Genomic DNA, 14,058 nt, shown 5'->3' with positions numbered 1-14,058 from the left:
ACCACCCAGCATGAGTGAAAGAACCTGGGGCGGTGTAGTCTCTTTTTGTGGGAGCGCCGCAAGGCGCTATGAGTTTCTGGCCACACCGCCATTGAGTGGCCGGTCACCCGGTTCGCGGCTTTTGCCGCTCCCACACACCACTCATTTCCATTTGCGTCTATTCGCGTTCATTGGCGGTTTTCTTTCACATTAACGTGATGGAATCTGAGGATCCGCCGGGGTGCACGAGGTACGGAAAAACCGGGCCCGTTCACGCCGTATCCATGGAGCCCGCCCGTCGGCCTTCCTCCTCGCAGGTTGGGTCGATCTTCGGAATGATGGAGCGATAGGTTCCGACGAGGCCGGGCTTGACCTGGACCTTAACCCGGAAGTTCTTTCCCGTGGTGTAGAATCCCCGCACCATGTTGAACTGCTGCTCCTCCAGGACTTCCATTTCCAGATCCCGGGGATCGGCCCCTTCTTCCAGCGCCTTCTCGGCCAGGAGTTCCAACGCCAGCTCCACGGCTTTCTTCTTGTCGAAATCCCTTTTCACCGGCTGGTAGAAGGCCTCTTCGGGTGCCGAGGCGATACCGCGTTCCGTGTCCACGAAGAGGGTCACTTCGCAGGTGGTCCGGGCCAGGCCGGCGCCCACCGCGTTGGCCACATGCCACTGGGGCACCACCCGAACCTCGTAGGGGCTCAGTTCCTGCATGCGTGAAGCGAAAAAGGGCGCGGGGCCTCCCAGCACCAGCAGCTCCTTGGGTTGCACCTGGTAACCTTCCAGGAGCTCCCGGACGGTGTAGACGGGCTTGGTGTTGATGGCTTCCACCATCTGGCGGGCCGCATCCAGGATCTTGGTGCAGGTCAGGTCGAACACCTTCGCGGCCGCTTCTTCCACGGAAAGACCCAGTTCCCTTGCCACCCGTTCCAGGCCCCTTCGAGCGGCCGCCGTATCGCCTTGCGTGTCCCTTCCCAGAACGAACAGGGCGTCCGTGGGGGTGGGGCAGGGGCCTCCGTAGGCCATGGCGGGTCCCTCGCGGTCCGGACCGATCTGGAGGGCGCCGTTCACCACACGGACCGCGCTGTCGCCGCCCAAGCCGATGGAACTGGTGTTGAGGGCGCGGATGAGCGTGCGATATCGGCCCAGTTGGGCCCCTTGGGGCGAAAGGAGGGGGGCGTCTCCCACCAGCACGGCCATGTCCGTGGTGGTTCCGCCGATGTCCAGCACCAGGGTGTCCTTGTCGGCTGAGACGAAGGGCAGGGATCCCATGACGCTGGCGGCGGGGCCGGACAGGATGGATTGTACCGGCAATTCCAGGGACGCCTTGAGGCTCATGGTGCCGCCGTCCGCCTTGAGGATGTGAAGCGGAATGTGTAGACCGTGCTCTTCCAGGGAGCGGCGCACCGCGTCGAAAAAGCGCTTGTGGATGGGATACACCGCGGCGTTGAGATAGGCCGTGGCGATCCGCCTGGGAAAATTGAGGTTGCCCGAAAGGCGGTGGCCCATGACCACGTAGTCGAAGTGATCTCCCAGGATCTGCTGGATTTGGATTTCGTGTTTGGGGTTTCGAACGGAGAACTTGCCCACCACCCCCACGTGGCGGATGCCCTCCTTGCGGAGCCGGGCCCCGATGGCCTCGATCTCCATGGGCTCGATGGGCTGAATCTCGCGGCCCCTGTGGTCGATGGACCCGGAAACCACGTAATAGTGGGGGTTGGTGCGGAAGCTCTCGGCATCCAGGCCGGGCCCGCTGGAGACGATCATCCCCACCGGCGCCAGCTTGTTTTCGGCGACGGCGTTGGTGGTCAGCGTGGTGCTCAGAACCACCCGCTCCAGCACGTCCGACGGGACCCCCGCCGTGACCTTTTCCAGGCCGGTCCAGACGCATTCAATAAGGTTGGAATGATCCGTGGGAACCTTCGCCTGCCGCTCAATGCCGTTGGGTCCCAACAAGACCACGTCCGTATGGGTGCCACCCACATCCAGTCCTATGATCATGGCGTTCCTCGGGGTCTTCGGTGAAGTGCCAGATGCGCGTGATGCCGTCCTTCCCCATGAGCTCGTCGAAGTCGCATGTGCCGGCGCATTCCGCCTGAAAATGCGTACTATAATCGGCCGAGATGCTAACGAAAAGCCCGGGGAGTGTCAACGAACCTTTCCTGTACGCCAGGTTTCCGCGGACGCCTGGGAGTGGGGAACTTCCGCCCGGTCAAGCTTCCCGCCGGAGCCCGACGGCAAGGGGCCCTTTCCCCAAGGGATTTCACCGGTCTGAGGGGGCTTCGCTGGGTTTGGTAGAGACGACAAGCCTTTCTTTACAACAAACGCCAAACCGGCTAGACTGCTCCGACGTCTCAGATCCTGCCCGCTTCCAGCGACCCGTGGAAAAGGCGATTCGACCATGATCCCCCTTCGCGATGCCAATCCGTCCAGGCGAGTTCCCGTGATCAACTACCTGATTATCTCCCTGTGCGTTTTGGCCTTCCTGTACGAACTCCTCCTGGGACCTCAACTTCGCGTCTTCCTTTTCCAGTACGGGATCGTCCCTGTGCGCTACACCCGACCGGAAGTGGCCGCCCACTTCAGTGCCTTCGAACAGGCCATTCCCTTCCTTACCACCATGTTCCTCCACGGCGGCTGGATGCATCTCATCGGCAACATGTGGATCCTGCACATCTTCGGGGACAACGTGGAAAGCGCTCTGGGGCACGGCCGCTACGCCCTTTTTTATCTTTTGAGCGGCCTGGCCGCGTCGCTCCTGCACCTGGTGACGAACATGCATTCCGCCGTCCCCACCATCGGGGCGAGCGGGGCCATTGCCGGGGTCATGGGCGCTTACTTCATCCTGTATCCACGGGCACGGGTTCTCACTCTGGTGCCCCTCTTTTTTATCTTCACCGTGGTGGAGATCCCGGCCTACGTCTTTTTGGGATTCTGGTTCGTCATGCAGTTTTTCAGCGGGGCCTTTTCCCTGGCCGGCGGCCAGGTGCAGGCGGGAGGCGTGGCCTGGTGGGCTCACGTGGGAGGTTTCGTGGCGGGTATCGTGCTGCTTCGGGTCTTCCGCGCCCGGCGTCGTTGATGTGAAAGGGAACCGCCAAAGAAAGCGAAGAAACACAAATAACCGCCCATGGAAACGCCGTTTCTCAAATCCGGTCCGGAGGGGGTGACCCTGACCCTCACGATCCAGCCCAACGCCAAGAAGACGGAGCTGGCCGGTATCCACGATGCGTCCCTCAGGATCCGCATCGCGGCCCCGCCCGTGGAAGGGGCGGCCAACAAGGAGTGCATCCGGTTCCTGGCAAAATTTTTCGGCCTTTCCAAGAGCCGTGTGAAGATTTTGCAGGGAGAAAAGTCCCGCAACAAGGTGGTGCTCCTGAAGGCGGCCGAAGAGCAGGCCGTACGGGACCGCCTGGGCGGGAGCGGGCCGTGACCGGACGGGCAGACGGGCACGGCTTGCAACCCAACGATCTCTTTAGAGGAGGTGTGTTTATGCGGGAAGCGGTCATTGTCAGCGCGGTGCGAACGCCGTTGGGAAGTTTCAACGGAACCCTGTCCGGGATCGGGGCCACGGCCCTGGGGGCGGTGGTGATCGAAGAGGCCGTCAAAAGGGCCGGAATCGAAAAGGCGGACGTAAACGAAGTCATCATGGGGCAGGTGCTGCCGTGCGGGTACGGCCAGAACCCTGCCAAGCAGGCGGCGGTCAAGGCCGGCATGCCCTGGGAAGCGGAGTGCTTAACCATCAACAAGGTGTGCGGCTCGGGCCTCAAGGCCGTCATGCTGGCCGCCCAGGCCATCCAGACGGGCGATGCGGACGTGGTGGTGGCCGGAGGCATGGAAAACATGAGCATGGCGCCCTACTTTCTGGACAAGGCCCGGTTTGGCTACCGCATGGGTCACGGGCAGCTCAAGGACCACATGATCCACGACGGCCTGTGGGACATCGTGAACGACTTCCACATGGGCATTTCCAACGAGCTCTGTTCGGAACGCTACGGGGTGAGCCGCGAGGATCAGGACCGCTACGCGGCCGAATCGTACCGGCGCGCCCTGGAAGCCATCGCCACCGGGAAGTTCCAGGACGAAATCGTTCCCGTACCGGTGCCCCAGCGCAAAGGGGATCCGGTGATGTTCGACCGGGACGAGTGCCCCCGGGAGACGTCCTACGAGCTTCTGGCCAAGATGAAGCCCGCCTTCAAGGAAGGCGGCGTGACCACGGCCGGAAACGCCTCGGTCATCTCCGACGGGGCGGCGGCCGTGGTGGTGATGGCCCGGGAGAAGGCCGAAGCGCTGGGATGCCGGATCCTGGCCACCGTGGGAGCCCAGGCCTCGGCCGGCATCGACATGAAATACGTGCTGGTGGCTCCCATCTGGGCCATTCCCAAGTGCCTCAAAAAGGAAGGCATCGGCCTGGAGGACGTGGACCTCTACGAAGTGAACGAGGCCTTCAGCGGGTCCACCGTGGCGGTTCTCAAGGAACTCAACCTGGATCCCGCCAAGGTGAACGTGAACGGAGGCAGTGTCTCCCTGGGACATCCCATCGGGGCCAGCGGAGCGCGGGTGCTGGTCACGCTTCTCCACGAAATGATCCGAACCGACAAGAAGATCGGCCTGGCGTCCCTGTGCCTGGGGGGCGGTGAGGCCGTGGCCCTGGTCGTCAAGAGGTAGGGAAGGAGGAAATCGACGATGGAAGTGAAGACTTTTGGGGTGATCGGAGCCGGCCAGATGGGCAACGGCATCGCGCAGGTGGCGGCCATGAGCGGCCTGCAGGTGATCATGAACGACATCAAGGACGAATTCGTCCAGCGGGGCCTCAACAATATCAAGAAGATCCTAGCCCGCAGCGTGGAAAAGGGCAAGATGAGCCAGGAAGAGATGGACGCGGTGCTGGGCCGGATCAAGACCAGCGTGGACCTCAAGGACATGGCCGCGGCCGACTACGTGGTGGAAGCCGCCACGGAAAACGAACCCATCAAGTTCCAGATCTTCCGGGATCTGGACGCCATCTGCCCTGAACACGCCATCCTGGCCACCAACACCTCGTCCATTCCCATCGGGCGAATCGCCAGCCAGACCAAACGGCCGGAAAAGGTGATCGGCATGCACTTCATGAACCCGGTGCCGGTCATGAAGCTGGTGGAAGTGATCCGGGGAATCGCCACGTCCGACGAGACCTTCAAGGTCACCTGGGAGCTGGCGGAAAAGTTCGGCAAGACCCCCGCCGAGGCCCAGGACTACCCCGGCTTCATCGCCAACCGCATCCTCATGCCCATGATCAACGAAGCGGTCTACTGCCTCTACCACGGGGTGGGCACCCGCGAAGACATCGACACGGTCATGAAGCTGGGCATGAATCATCCCATGGGCCCGTTGGCCCTGGCGGATCTCATCGGCCTGGATACCTGCCTGGCCATCATGGAAACCCTCTACCAGGGCTTTTGCGATTCCAAGTACCGGCCGTGCCCGCTGCTTCGAAAGTACGTGGAGGCCGGCTGGCTGGGCCGCAAGACAGGTCGGGGCTTTTACGAATACAGCTGATAAGTCGCGCATCCGCAATCCAGAAAGATCGAGGTCTTCCCCATGAACTTTGAACTCACCGAAGAGCAAAAGATCATCCAGGACACCGCCGCCAAGTTCGCCAAGAACGAGCTGGAGCCGGTGGCGGCCGAGCTGGACCGGACCAAGAACCGAGAGATCCTCAAACGGAACCTGAAGAAGCTGGCTGAACTGGGCTTCATGGGCCTCAACGTGGACCCGGAATACGGGGGCACCGGCGCCGGCGTGGTGGCCTTTTCCCTGGCCATGACCGAGCTGGGCCGGGCCTGCGCCAGCACCACGGTGACCACGTCGGTCACCAACATGGTGGCGGAGGTGATCCAGGCCGTGGGCACGGAGGAGCAGAAGCGGAAATATATTCCGCCTTTGTGCAGCGGTGAATTCGCCGCCGGAAGCTTCGGGCTTTCGGAGGCGGGGGCCGGATCGGACCCGGCCAGCATGCGAACCAGCGCCGTCCAGGATGGGGACTACTGGGTGCTCAACGGGTCCAAGATGTGGATCACCAGCGCCGAATACGCCGGTGTTTTCGTGGTATGGGCCGTCACCGACAAGGAGGCGCCCAAGGGCAAGGGCATCACCTGCTTCCTGGTGGAACCGGGAACCCCGGGATTCACCATCGGCAAGGACGAAAAGAAGCTGGGCCAGCACGGCTCGTCCACCAATGAGCTGCTTTTCGAAGACTGCCGGGTGCACAAGGACAATGTGCTGGGCAAGGTGAACGACGGGTTCCGCATCGCCGTCTCCGAACTGGCCGGAGGTCGGATCGGGATCGGTTCCATGGCCCTGGGCATCGGCCTGGCCGCCATGGACTTCGCCACCAACTATTCCAAGGAGCGGATCCAGTTCGGCGTTCCCATCGCCAAACACCAGGCGATCCAGTGGATGATCGCGGACAACTACACCCGGCTGGAGGCGGCCCGGCTGCTGCTTCTGAGGGCCGCGTATCTCAAGGAGCAGGGGAGGCCCTATTCCAAGGAGGCCTCCATGGGCAAGGTGTACGCCACGGAAGCCGCCAACAAGGCCTGTTACGACGCGCTCCAGATCCTCGGCGGCTATGGATACACCCAGGATTTCCCCATCGAGCGCTACTACCGGGATGTGCGGGTGACCAGCATCTACGAAGGGACCAGCGAGATCCAGCGGCTCATCATCGCCCGTGAGCTCCTGAAGTAGGGCGAACGGAGATTGGGACGTAAGAAAGCCCCCGCGATAGCGGGGGCTTTTCATTTTTGCCTCCTCATCCGTGCGATACTTTGCGGCGTTCGGCCGCTTTCCGCGCCTCACCCTCCGGCAGGTATTCGGCCAGCTGGGAAAGAATCATTCCGGTCAGCATGAGCGCACAGCCCAGGAGGCCCCGCAGGCCCAGGGTTTCCGACAGGATGAGCCAGCCTCCCAGCGCGGCGAAGGCCGATTCCATGCTGAGCAGGATGGCGGCATGGGCGGGGTGGGCGTCCTTTTGGGCCACCACCTGGAGGGTGTAGGCGATTCCCACCGACACCAGACCCCCGTAGAGGATGGGAACGGTGGCGTCCAGAACGCCCTGGAGGGTCGTTTCCTCGAAGACCGCCGAGGTGGCGAGACTCAGGACCGAGCAGACGGCAAACTGGCAGCAGGCGAGTTTCACCGGGTCCAGGCGTGGAGACATCCACCCCAACAGGAGGACGTGGCCGGCCCAGAAGAAGGCGCCGGCCAGGACCAGCACATCCCCGAACTCCATGGTCATTTCCTCGGTCACGCTCAGGAAATAGAGGCCCACGGCGGCGAGCACCGCGCCGGCCCAGGTTCCAAGAGGCGGCCGCTGCTTCCAGAAAAGACCCAGCAAGGGCACGATCACCACGTAGAGCCCCGTGATGAACCCCGCCTTGCCGGCCGTGGTGAAGACGAGCCCGGCCTGCTGGAGAGAGGCTCCGGCAAAGAGGGCGAGCCCGGCCAGGATGCCCGCTTTCCAAGCGTCGCGCCAGGAAGGGTCGTGGCCCGGATGGGCGGATCGAAGGCCGTTCTTCCGGTCCAGATAAGTGATGAGCGGGACCAGGGAAAGGCTTCCCAGGGCGAAGCGGATGCCGTTGTAGGCGAAGGGGCCGATGTGGTCCATGCCTACTCGTTGAGCCACAAAGGCGAACCCCCACAGGGTGGCGGTGATGAGCAGCAGGATGTCGGCTTTGAGCGCAGTCGCTTTCATGGGAGGCTCCGCAAGATTGGGTTCCGAGACATGGGGTGTCGCACAAGCTTCACCGCATACCCGATGGCCCCGGGGGCCGTCAAGGACCGGCTGTGAAGGATCTGAGTTTCGTCACAATTCGGGCGGGCGTCTTTCCCGAGATGCCTTTTCTTGTTATAGGGAACGTGACCTTGTGTACCGTCCGCACAGGGGAGTGTAGGGGCGAATCATCATTCGCCCCTACCATTTCCGCATCTTTCTTCCATCAGCTGGCGCCACAGCCCGCGATGCGGTCCGCCGGCAAGCCGGTTCACATAGAAGGCGCTCGCGCACACCGGGATCTTTCATCCATGCGGCGGCGAAAAGAGCGTAGCGATGGGGCGTTGCCCATGAAACGAAACCACAAGGAGGACGGACACGATGGATGACAGGCCGATTCTGCTGACCGGTGCGACGGGGTATGTGGGAGGGCGATTGGCCCCGCGGTTACTCGAAGCGGGCTATCGGGTGCGGGCCCTGGTGCGATCGCCCGCCAAGGTGCGGTGTCGGCCCTGGGGCAACCACCCGCGACTGGAAGTGGCCCGGGCGGACATCTTCGATAGGGATTCGGTCATCGCCGCCGCCGCGGGATGCCGCGCCGCCTATTACCTGGTGCACTCCATGGCACCCGGCAGGAAGGATTTCGCCGCGCTGGATCGTGCGGCGGCGGAAAACATGGTGATCGCCGCCGGCAAGGCGAAGCTGGAACGGATTATCTACCTGGGCGGCCTGGGAAGGGAAGGTAAAAACCTGAGTCATCACCTGCGTTCGCGCCTGGAGGTCGCCCGTATTCTCCAGTCCGGCCTGGTTCCCGTCACGTTCTTACGGGCGGCCATGATCCTGGGAGCCGGAAGCGCCTCCTTCGAGATCCTCCGGTACCTGGTGGACCGCCTTCCCGTCCTCATCACTCCCCGATGGGTGCGCTCCCCGTGCCAGCCCATCGCCATCAGCAACGTCCTCCATTACCTGGTCGGATGCCTGGAATCCCCCCACGTGGCGGGGCAAACTCTGGATATCGGCGGCCCGGACGTGCTGACCTATGAGGATCTCATGAGGATCTACGCCGAGGAGGCGGGATTGCCCAGACGTTGGATCGTCCCCGTGCCGGTGCTCACCCCGCGCCTCAGTTCCTACTGGCTCCATCTGGTGACGCCCGTGCCCATGGCCCTGGCCCGTCCGTTGGCCGAAGGGCTCCGGAACGCCGTGGTGTGCGAAGATTTTCGGATCCGGGAATGGATCCCGCAGCGGCTGCTGAGCTGCCGGGAGGCCATTCGGGAAGCGCTCCAGAGAATCCGACAGGAACGGGTGGAGACCTGCTGGGCCGACGCCGGTCACCACACGCCGCCCGAATGGGTCCAGTGCGGCGACGCTCCCTATGCGGGAGGCACCGTGCTGGAATCGGCCCACCGCATGGTCGTACCCGCATCCCCCCGGCAGGTGTGGACCCTTCTGCAGGGGATCGGCGGGCGGCAGGGATGGTTTTTCGGCGATGCCTTGTGGAAGCTGCGCGGGTGGATCGATCGGGCCTTGGGCGGCGTAGGCCACACGCGGGGGCGGAGGGAGCCGGGGCGCCTCTATGTGGGGGACACGGTGGACTACTGGCGGGTGCTGGAACTGGCGCCCGAACGCCGCCTTCTCTTCTATGCCGAGATGAAACTTCCTGGAGAAGCGATCCTGGACTTTCGACTCACACCCGTGGGCGACGCCGAGACCGAAGTGCAGGTGATCGCCCGCTTTCTACCCCGGGGGCTCCTGGGGATCGCCTATTGGTACGCGCTGGTTCCCTTCCACAACCGAGTCTTTTCGGGGCTGCTGGAGGGACTGGCGGGCGCCCTGGGTGTTGCCCCCCGCCGCGGGCCGGAAGCCTTCGACGCCCGGATGCCCCACGCCTGCCGCCTGGAACCCCGGGCGCCTTGATCCTTAATTATTGAGCATCTCGGCCACGGTGCGGGCATAGTCCTGGCACGCCCGGATGCCGTCCGGCGTGTTGATCTTGTGTTCTTCCAGGTTGAAGGAGCCCAGATTGGTCATCCGCATCTTGAAGACGTGTTCCATGGTGTCGTAGATGTACTTGGGCGCGTCGCCGCTGTGGGTGTACGAACCGAAGGCCCCGCCCGGCTTGCCTTCCAGTCCGGCCCCTTGAGCGAGAAAAAGAAAGGTCTTCATGCTTTGGGTCATGTCCCGGTGGTAGGTGGGGCAGCCGAACAGATAGGCGTCATATCCCTGGAGATCCTCCGGCTTCTTGATGTCGGAAACCTTTTTCAGGACCGGTTCGTGCCCGGCGAAACGTACTCCCTCGGCCATGTACTGGGCCATCTTTTCCGTGTTCCCGGTGCGGCTCACATAGGCGATCAATACCTTCATGGGTCCCTCCTCCCTGGCCTGGTGGGGTGATGATACGAAAGGGGGCAGACGCTCCACCGTGGAGCGCCCGCCCCCGCATTCTTCCTACGCCTTCTTTTCAAAGGTCTTCTTTTCCCCGCACTGCGGGCACTTCTGAGGCTTACAACGTCCTTCCTTTTCGAAGCCGCACTTGGTGCATTGAAAAGTCGCCATCTGTCATTCCTCCTTTGTGTTCCGGCATTCCGCCCACCACCCTTTGCGCCGGTGGGCTTCTCGTTCCTGTTCGGCCAGAAGGCGGATCTTGTAGGCCGCATCCCGCAGCACCCCGTACAGGATGCCGCATCCGGCGTCCTCCCGGTGTCGATCCCCTTGGTCAGCGATCTCCAGCATTTGGGCCGTCAGCGCCAGAGTTCTGCGAATGGCATCGTTGCACGGGCGGTCCACGTTGCCTCCTCCCGGCCTGTTCAGCCTGTTTTCATGCTTACTTACACGGCAATGCTCACCACGCCCCAAGGACGAAAGAACGCGCCATGCAAGGATCTTCTCCGTCCCCGTCTATCGGCGTCTGATTGCGGTTCTCATTCCAATCCGCGCCGTCAGGCATCTTCCTCGGCGGAACCCCCTCCCCCCAGGGGGCGAAACATCCTCTTGCCGGCCCCGCAAACCGGGCAGCACCAATCCTCCGGGAGTTCGGAAAACGCGGTTCCTTTGGGGATCTTGCCTCGCCGGTCGCCCCGGTCGGGATCGTAGATACATCCGCAGGTTGGACCCTGGCACTGGTAGCATTCTTCGGGTCGAGCCATCTCATGCTCCTTTCATAACGCTTCATCCGTGGCGGGAAAAGATGGTTCCCGCCGTTTTCCGCTTCCATCCAATTACTGGTAACCAATATTCGTGCCGAGGCGGAGGGATCGAAGGAGAAAAATTGAATCAGTCTTGAAAACGGATAGTTACCACAAGGCGATGGTGCGGATCCTTCCGCGGGGGTAGGCGAAAAAGTGTCTTATGAGACAAGGGCGCAAGGACGCGGATCGTGGGTCCTCTCAACGTCCGCGCAAGGCGTTTTCCGCGCTGAGGGCTTTGCACCATCGGTGAGAGCGGCTTAGACGGTGCGCAGGAAGATGTGTCTCAGCATATTTCGAGACACTTCTGTTTCACGAGACACTCTGGTCTTGCTTGAGAAACCGGTAGAGGGTGGCGCGGCCCACCCCGAGCAGGCGGGCGGCTCGGGCCTTGTTGCCGCCGGTTTCCCGGAGGGCGGCCTGAACGGCCCGGCGTGTCAGCTTGGGTTTGGGGCCCCGACGACCGTGGGCTGTTTCATCCACGATTTCGGCCGGAAGATCATCGCGGCGGATGATTCCGTCGGATGCCTGCAGAAGGGCGTAGTGCAGGGCATTTTGAAGTTCCCGCACGTTTCCGGGCCAGGAATAGGCGAGCAGGGTTTCCAGGGCTCTCTGGGTCAGTCGGGGCCGCGGCTTGTCCGACCGTCGGGCCCCGTCCAGGAAGTGTTCGGCCAGAAGGGGGATGTCGGCGCGCCTTTCCCGGAGAGGGGGAAGGGAGATGGGAAGAACCCTGAGCCGGTAATAAAGGTCATCCCGGAAACGGCCCAGGGAGACCTCCCTGGCCAGGTCCCGGTTGGTGGCGCTGATGATGCGAACGTCGCATCGGATGGACCGTTCCCCGCCCACCCTTTCGAAGGTCTTTTCCTGCAGGACCCTCAGGAGCTTCACTTGGGTGGCGGGCGGCAGTTCCCCCACCTCGTCCAGAAAAAGGGTCCCTCCGTCGGCCAGTTCGAAGCGGCCCTTCTTGTCCCGAACGGCCCCTGTGAAGGCCCCTTTGACGTGCCCGAAAAGTTCGCTTTCCAGAACTCCTTCGGGCAGGGCCCCGCAATTGACGGGAACGAAGGGGCCGTTTCGCCGGGCGCTCTCCCTGTGGACCGCTCGGGCCACCAGTTCCTTTCCGGTTCCCGTCTCTCCCTGGATGTGGACCGGATGATCGGCGGTGGCCACCAGCCGGATCTGCTGGTACACCTCCAGCATCTTGGGATCCCGGCCGATCATGTTCCAGGTGGGCTCCGCCGAAAGACGGAGCCCGGGAGTTGCTGGCTCTTTTTTTTCGCGAAAGATGGCCAGAACGCCCACCAGCTCGCCCGTGGCGTCCGTCATGCCGGTCACCGACATCTCGATGATCTTGGGCCGGCCGCATTTGTCCACGATCCGCACCGGGTAATTCTTGGGAGACCATTCTTCGGGTGGCGCATGGCAAAAGGAACACTGGGGGCCGCAAAAGGGGCTGCCGAAGGCTTCGTGGCAGTCTTTTCCCTCCACCTCCTCCCGGGAGTAGCCGGTGATCCGCTCCGCCGCCCGGTTGAAGTAGATGAGGCGCCTCCGGGTGTCGTGGCCGATCACTCCGTCGGGAAGGCTGTCCAGGATGGATCTCAGAAAGTGAAGGGAGGCTTCCATAAGATGCTCACGCTGGGCCGGCATGAATTCCGTCGGTTCTACAATGGATCCTCATCCTGATCCCTTTCTCCCACTGCCGGGGCCGAGTCCTTTCTATCGCATGTGACGGGAAGGTCACAAAGCATTTTTGGGACAAGTGCGGTCCGCACGCGATCATGGCCGTTTCCTGGCTGCCTTCGAGGCCGTCCACTCCACGCTCCTTTCTTCCTTGTTCCGGGACGGGTGTTGCATTCCGGAGCAGGCTGACAAGTTGCGCAAGATTGGTTGCCTGTGCGATACTCACGAAGTTTTGACGGCACGTGGTGGGGGAGGATTATTTTCACGTCCCGCTGGCTAATCGGGGGTGGATGCGGTTGTGAACGAGGATGTCAAGCCCAAGAACATAAACATTCTTCTCGTTATCGGCAGTGCGCAGATCCGACGCCTCTGCAAGGCGGCCCTGCGCGGCCTCGGCTACCGGTACATCCATGCCGCGGAAAACGGCGCCGAGGCTCTTCAATGGCTGGAGTCCGGAGAGCCCGTCGACCTTGTGATCACCGGCCTCAGGATGGCACGTCAGGACGGCTTTGACCTGCTGGAGAGGATACGCTCCAATCCCAAGACGGAAAACCTGCCGGTGATCCTGATCTCCGGCAAGGCGACGGAGCAGCTCGTGGCGCAGGCCATCGAAAGCGATGCGGACGGATACCTCCTGTTGCCCTTCAGTCCCGCCGAGCTGGATCGACGGATCGAAGAGCTCATGGAACTGCGCCTCAAGCCGAGCCTTTATCACCAGTTGTTGATCTCCGGCAGGACCACCCTGGAAGACTCCCCCTCCGAATCCCTCATGTGGTTTCGCGAAGCGGTGCAGGAGAACCCGGCCAATCCCATCGGCTACTACTGGCTGGGGCGTGCGTTGGAAAGATCGGACTCACTGGGTGAGGCGGAGGAAGCCTATCTCAAAGCGATCGAGCTCAATCCGCTCCACGTGAAATCCATGGAGCGGCTTCGGGAGATCTATCGGGCCGAAAGGCGCCTGAGAGATCTGTTTCTTGTCCTGAAGAATCTCAACCGGGTGCGGCCCGACCGTCTGGATATCAAAATGGAGCTGGGCCCCCTGGCCCTGGAAATGGGCGAAGTGGATATAGGTCTGGCCTGTTTCGAATCGGTGGTGGGCATGTGCCGGGACAGGCCCCGGGAACTGCTGGAGGCCCTCATCAGTTTCTCTCGTTTCGAGCCTTTTCGTGAAGATATTGCGCGCATCGCGCAAGGGCTCTTTCTGAGGATGCTGGACAAGGACCCTCCCGCCGCTGTATCCGCCGCCACGATCCTGGTGATGTGCGGGCAAGGAAGCCGGGTCCGCGACGGTCTGATGAAGCTGCTCCGCCGATCCAGGGACCTGGGGACTCCTCTGGCCATCAAAATCCACCTGCTGCTTGCCCAGATCTACGAAGAAGCCGGGGTGCCGCGCCTGGCCAGGGAACATCGGGAGACAGCCAAGCTGTTGGGCAAGTAGAAACGGACTTCGGGAAGCCGCCGTGCCCGCA

At 62.5% G+C, this 14,058-nt stretch carries 14 protein-coding genes; 7 read left to right on the top strand and 7 right to left on the bottom strand.

Annotated features, from left to right (window positions below; genetic code table 11):
- Positions 1 to 250: 250 nt before the first annotated feature.
- Positions 251 to 1,978: a hydantoinase/oxoprolinase family protein gene (locus BUB04_RS00250; protein WP_073035819.1), complete on the bottom strand. Its 1,728-nt coding sequence runs from the start codon at positions 1,976 to 1,978 to the stop codon at positions 251 to 253.
- Between the two features lie 400 nt (positions 1,979 to 2,378).
- Between BUB04_RS00250 and BUB04_RS00245 the strand changes: the two genes are divergently transcribed.
- From BUB04_RS00245 to BUB04_RS00225, 5 genes are read left to right on the top strand one after another with little or no spacing between them, the layout of a single operon-like run.
- A complete protein-coding gene (locus tag BUB04_RS00245; RefSeq protein WP_073035817.1) occupies positions 2,379 to 3,056 on the top strand; it encodes a rhomboid family intramembrane serine protease in 678 nt (225 codons plus the stop codon).
- A 48-nt stretch (positions 3,057 to 3,104) separates the two neighbouring features.
- On the top strand, positions 3,105 to 3,407 hold the full coding sequence (locus BUB04_RS00240) for a DUF167 domain-containing protein (RefSeq protein ID WP_073035815.1): 303 nt from the start codon (positions 3,105 to 3,107) through the stop codon (positions 3,405 to 3,407).
- A 59-nt stretch (positions 3,408 to 3,466) separates the two neighbouring features.
- Positions 3,467 to 4,642: an acetyl-CoA C-acetyltransferase gene (locus BUB04_RS00235; protein ID WP_073035813.1), complete on the top strand. Its 1,176-nt coding sequence runs from the start codon at positions 3,467 to 3,469 to the stop codon at positions 4,640 to 4,642.
- 18 nt (positions 4,643 to 4,660) lie between these two features.
- Entirely contained in the window at positions 4,661 to 5,512 is an 852-nt protein-coding gene (locus BUB04_RS00230; protein ID WP_073035811.1) for a 3-hydroxybutyryl-CoA dehydrogenase, read from the top strand.
- A 42-nt stretch (positions 5,513 to 5,554) separates the two neighbouring features.
- Positions 5,555 to 6,703 (top strand): acyl-CoA dehydrogenase family protein, encoded by a 1,149-nt coding sequence (locus BUB04_RS00225; RefSeq protein ID WP_073035809.1) that lies wholly within the window; start codon positions 5,555 to 5,557, stop codon positions 6,701 to 6,703.
- A gap of 64 nt (positions 6,704 to 6,767) precedes the next feature.
- Here BUB04_RS00225 and BUB04_RS00220 read toward each other — a convergent pair whose 3' ends face one another.
- Complete coding sequence (locus BUB04_RS00220) at positions 6,768 to 7,709, bottom strand: DMT family transporter (RefSeq protein WP_073035807.1); 942 nt, start codon at positions 7,707 to 7,709, stop codon at positions 6,768 to 6,770.
- A 399-nt stretch (positions 7,710 to 8,108) separates the two neighbouring features.
- Here BUB04_RS00220 and BUB04_RS00215 point away from each other — a divergent pair, with 399 nt between their 5' ends.
- The gene (locus BUB04_RS00215; RefSeq protein WP_073035805.1) at positions 8,109 to 9,644 is read left to right on the top strand and encodes an SDR family oxidoreductase; all 1,536 of its coding nucleotides are present in this window, start codon (positions 8,109 to 8,111) and stop codon (positions 9,642 to 9,644) included.
- A 3-nt stretch (positions 9,645 to 9,647) separates the two neighbouring features.
- Here the strand turns inward: BUB04_RS00215 and BUB04_RS00210 are convergent, their stop codons facing one another.
- The 5 genes from BUB04_RS00210 to BUB04_RS00190 all read right to left on the bottom strand — a co-directional run bounded on the left by BUB04_RS00210 (position 9,648) and on the right by BUB04_RS00190 (position 12,532).
- Positions 9,648 to 10,091 carry a flavodoxin domain-containing protein gene (locus BUB04_RS00210; protein ID WP_073035803.1) on the bottom strand — a complete coding sequence of 148 codons (444 nt, stop codon included), beginning with the start codon at positions 10,089 to 10,091 and terminating at the stop codon, positions 9,648 to 9,650.
- Positions 10,092 to 10,175: 84 nt separating this feature from the next.
- Positions 10,176 to 10,283 carry an RCKP-type rubredoxin-like domain-containing protein gene (locus BUB04_RS20200; RefSeq protein WP_073035801.1) on the bottom strand — a complete coding sequence of 36 codons (108 nt, stop codon included), beginning with the start codon at positions 10,281 to 10,283 and terminating at the stop codon, positions 10,176 to 10,178.
- A gap of 3 nt (positions 10,284 to 10,286) precedes the next feature.
- Entirely contained in the window at positions 10,287 to 10,514 is a 228-nt protein-coding gene (locus BUB04_RS00200; protein WP_073035799.1) for a hypothetical protein, read from the bottom strand.
- A gap of 152 nt (positions 10,515 to 10,666) precedes the next feature.
- Positions 10,667 to 10,873 (bottom strand): rubredoxin, encoded by a 207-nt coding sequence (locus BUB04_RS00195; RefSeq protein WP_073035798.1) that lies wholly within the window; start codon positions 10,871 to 10,873, stop codon positions 10,667 to 10,669.
- A gap of 351 nt (positions 10,874 to 11,224) precedes the next feature.
- Complete coding sequence (locus BUB04_RS00190; RefSeq protein WP_245795084.1) at positions 11,225 to 12,532, bottom strand: sigma-54 interaction domain-containing protein; 1,308 nt, start codon at positions 12,530 to 12,532, stop codon at positions 11,225 to 11,227.
- Between the two features lie 355 nt (positions 12,533 to 12,887).
- Between BUB04_RS00190 and BUB04_RS00180 the strand changes: the two genes are divergently transcribed.
- Positions 12,888 to 14,027, top strand: a complete 1,140-nt coding sequence (locus BUB04_RS00180) for a response regulator (RefSeq protein ID WP_178371852.1) — start codon at positions 12,888 to 12,890, stop codon at positions 14,025 to 14,027.
- Positions 14,028 to 14,058: the final 31 nt, after the last annotated feature.

The organism is Desulfacinum infernum DSM 9756, assembly GCF_900129305.1.
Lineage (GTDB): Bacteria > Desulfobacterota > Syntrophobacteria > Syntrophobacterales > DSM-9756 > Desulfacinum > Desulfacinum infernum.
Note: the sequence above shows the minus strand (reverse complement) of the source record. Positions and strands in the feature narration are given on the sequence as shown.

Coding starts and splice junctions, on each gene's coding strand:
- BUB04_RS00250 (WP_073035819.1), bottom strand. CDS start 1,978: ATGATCATAGGACTGGATGTGGGTGGCACCCATACGGACGTGGTCTTG.
- BUB04_RS00245 (WP_073035817.1), top strand. CDS start 2,379: ATGATCCCCCTTCGCGATGCCAATCCGTCCAGGCGAGTTCCCGTGATC.
- BUB04_RS00240 (WP_073035815.1), top strand. CDS start 3,105: ATGGAAACGCCGTTTCTCAAATCCGGTCCGGAGGGGGTGACCCTGACC.
- BUB04_RS00235 (WP_073035813.1), top strand. CDS start 3,467: ATGCGGGAAGCGGTCATTGTCAGCGCGGTGCGAACGCCGTTGGGAAGT.
- BUB04_RS00230 (WP_073035811.1), top strand. CDS start 4,661: ATGGAAGTGAAGACTTTTGGGGTGATCGGAGCCGGCCAGATGGGCAAC.
- BUB04_RS00225 (WP_073035809.1), top strand. CDS start 5,555: ATGAACTTTGAACTCACCGAAGAGCAAAAGATCATCCAGGACACCGCC.
- BUB04_RS00220 (WP_073035807.1), bottom strand. CDS start 7,709: ATGAAAGCGACTGCGCTCAAAGCCGACATCCTGCTGCTCATCACCGCC.
- BUB04_RS00215 (WP_073035805.1), top strand. CDS start 8,109: ATGGATGACAGGCCGATTCTGCTGACCGGTGCGACGGGGTATGTGGGA.
- BUB04_RS00210 (WP_073035803.1), bottom strand. CDS start 10,091: ATGAAGGTATTGATCGCCTATGTGAGCCGCACCGGGAACACGGAAAAG.
- BUB04_RS20200 (WP_073035801.1), bottom strand. CDS start 10,283: ATGGCGACTTTTCAATGCACCAAGTGCGGCTTCGAAAAGGAAGGACGT.
- BUB04_RS00195 (WP_073035798.1), bottom strand. CDS start 10,873: ATGGCTCGACCCGAAGAATGCTACCAGTGCCAGGGTCCAACCTGCGGA.
- BUB04_RS00190 (WP_245795084.1), bottom strand. CDS start 12,532: ATGGAAGCCTCCCTTCACTTTCTGAGATCCATCCTGGACAGCCTTCCC.